We start from the raw sequence: 2,108 nt of genomic DNA, 5'->3' as shown, positions 1-2,108 counted from the left end.
GCGCCGCGGCCGGCCTGGCCGCCGACGCCCGGGCTCAGTCCGGCGGCCGCACGGGCCAGGAGAGGGCGAGGAACAGGCGGGCCCGCTCGCGTGGCGAGTCGAGCGCGTCCCCCAACAGCTCGCGCACCTGAGCCATCCGGTACCGCACCGTCTGGGGGTGGATGCTCAGCTCGGCGGCCATCGCGTGCCGGTCGCCTTGATGGCGCAGCCACGAGGTGAGGGTGTCGACGAGCCGCTCGCGGACCGTCTCCGGCAGGTCGGCGAAGGGCGCGAGGACCCCTCGGCGCAGCGCCTCGGTGAGGGCGGGGTCGCGCCAGACGATGATCGTGTCGAGGTGCTCCTCGGCGAACACCGGGTCGCCGGTCACCATGCCCTGGCGGCGCAGGTCCTCGACGACGCGCGCCACCTCCGCGCTGCGCGGGAGGCGGTCGAGCGGCACGACATAGCCGACGACGGCGCCGGCCCCGCGGAGCTGACGGGCCAGGTTCGTGCGCCCGCTCGTCGTGTGGACGTTCGGGACGATGGCGCCGTAGACGTCGGCCTGGCGGACCGCGAGGCAGTTGCCGCCCAGCCCGTCGACGAGTCGTCGGGCGGTGTCGTCGCCCGGGTCGACGAGGACGACCGCCGCGCGGTCGGGGAGGGGCCAGTCCGCGCGCCGGGCCGCGGCCCGCACCGCCTCCTGGCTCGCGCGCTCGGAGAGCAGGAGCCGGACGAGCTCCTCGCGGTTGCGCTCGCGGAGCCTCGCGTCGTCGAGCTGGGCCTGCAGGTAGCCTCGCGCGGCGGAGAACGAGAGCTCGTTGACGAAGACGAAGACGGAGTCCGCCAAGGACGCGAGGACCTCGGGGGCCAGGTCCATCTGCAGGGCCGTCGTCGACACCTGCCGCCACGCCTGCCGGGCTCCGAGCTGGAAGGCCGTGAGCAACCGCGTGAGGTCGTTGCCGGCCCGCAGCTGCTGGCGGCCGATCTGCTCGAACACGAGGTGGACGGTCTCCTCGCCGACCCGCACGGTCGAGGACCGGTGAGCCGCGTCCGCATCCGTGGGGGAGGGCTCGGCCATCTCCATGAGCTGCCGCACGAAGAGCGTTCCGGCCTCCGCCACGCCGCCGGACTCCGCGCTGAGGAAGTCGGCATAGTCGGGCCAGTACTCGCGCAGCCCCTCGGCGACGTCCTCCAGCAGGCTGGGCAGGCGGGCCACGAGCGCCGACTCGAGGCGGCCCCGGTCGGACGCCGCGATCGTCATCGGTGAGCACCGCAGCCAGAGGGCACGCCTCGATTATACGGATGTGACAATTCCGGTGGCCGACAACGTGACGTTGGGGTGGAGACTGCGCACCCCCGGAGCACCGATGATCGAGAGGTGGGAACGGCGAGAGCGCAGCTGCGGGAGCCGCCCGGGGGGTGGCTCCCGCCGGGTCGGCTGGCGGCACACGAGCGTGCGGAGAACTTCCCCGTCGCGCTCCGCGCGCTGCCCCGCGCCTACCGCCGCGACCTGCGCGCGGTCTACGCGTTCGCTCGCGGAGTCGACGAGCTGGGGGACAGCGCCGGCGGTGACCGCGCGGCGCGACTGCGCCACCTCGAGGAGGAGCTGGGGCGGATCTGGTCCGGCGGCCCGCTCGTGGACCCGGTCCTCGTCGACCTCTCCCACACCGTCCACGCCCACGACCTGCCGGCCGAGCCCTTCCACCGGCTCGTCCACGCCAACCTGCAGGACCAGGTGGTGACCCGCTACGAGTCCTTCGACGATCTGCTCGGCTACTGCCGGCTCTCCGCGGATCCCGTCGGCAGGATCGTGCTCGGCATCTTCGAACGGGCCCGCCCGGAGACCGTCGCGCTGTCCGATCGCGTCTGCACGGCCCTGCAGCTGCTCGAGCACTGGCAGGACGTCGGCGAGGACCGGAGAGCCGGCCGGGTCTACCTTCCGCAGGAGGATCTCCGGGCCTACGGCGTGCCCGAGCCGGACCTCGACCGCGACGCCGCGAGCCCGGCGCTCGCGGCGCTCATGATGGCCGAGATCGAGCGCGCCGGCACCCTCCTGGACGAGGGAGCCGGCCTCGTCGGCCGGCTGCACGGCTGGGCCCGGCCCTGCGTGGCGGGCTTCGTCGCGGGCG

General features: G+C 74.3%; 2 protein-coding genes. One reads left to right on the top strand and one right to left on the bottom strand.

Annotated elements, in window-relative coordinates:
* Positions 1 to 34 precede the first annotated feature (34 nt).
* Positions 35 to 1,240: a PucR family transcriptional regulator gene (locus tag BN12_RS21245; RefSeq protein ID WP_048555564.1), complete on the bottom strand. Its 1,206-nt coding sequence runs from the start codon at positions 1,238 to 1,240 to the stop codon at positions 35 to 37.
* Positions 1,241 to 1,357: 117 nt separating this feature from the next.
* On the opposite strand from BN12_RS21245, the gene hpnC reads away from it, so the two are divergent.
* A partial coding sequence (gene hpnC / locus BN12_RS21240) for a squalene synthase HpnC (RefSeq protein WP_053080145.1) occupies positions 1,358 to 2,108 on the top strand: 751 nt, incomplete at its 3' end.

This window comes from Nostocoides japonicum T1-X7, assembly GCF_001046855.1.
GTDB lineage: Bacteria > Actinomycetota > Actinomycetes > Actinomycetales > Dermatophilaceae > Nostocoides > Nostocoides japonicum.
This window is presented reverse-complemented; position numbering and strand designations above follow the sequence as displayed.

Coding starts and splice junctions, on each gene's coding strand:
- BN12_RS21245 (WP_048555564.1), bottom strand. CDS start 1,240: ATGACGATCGCGGCGTCCGACCGGGGCCGCCTCGAGTCGGCGCTCGTG.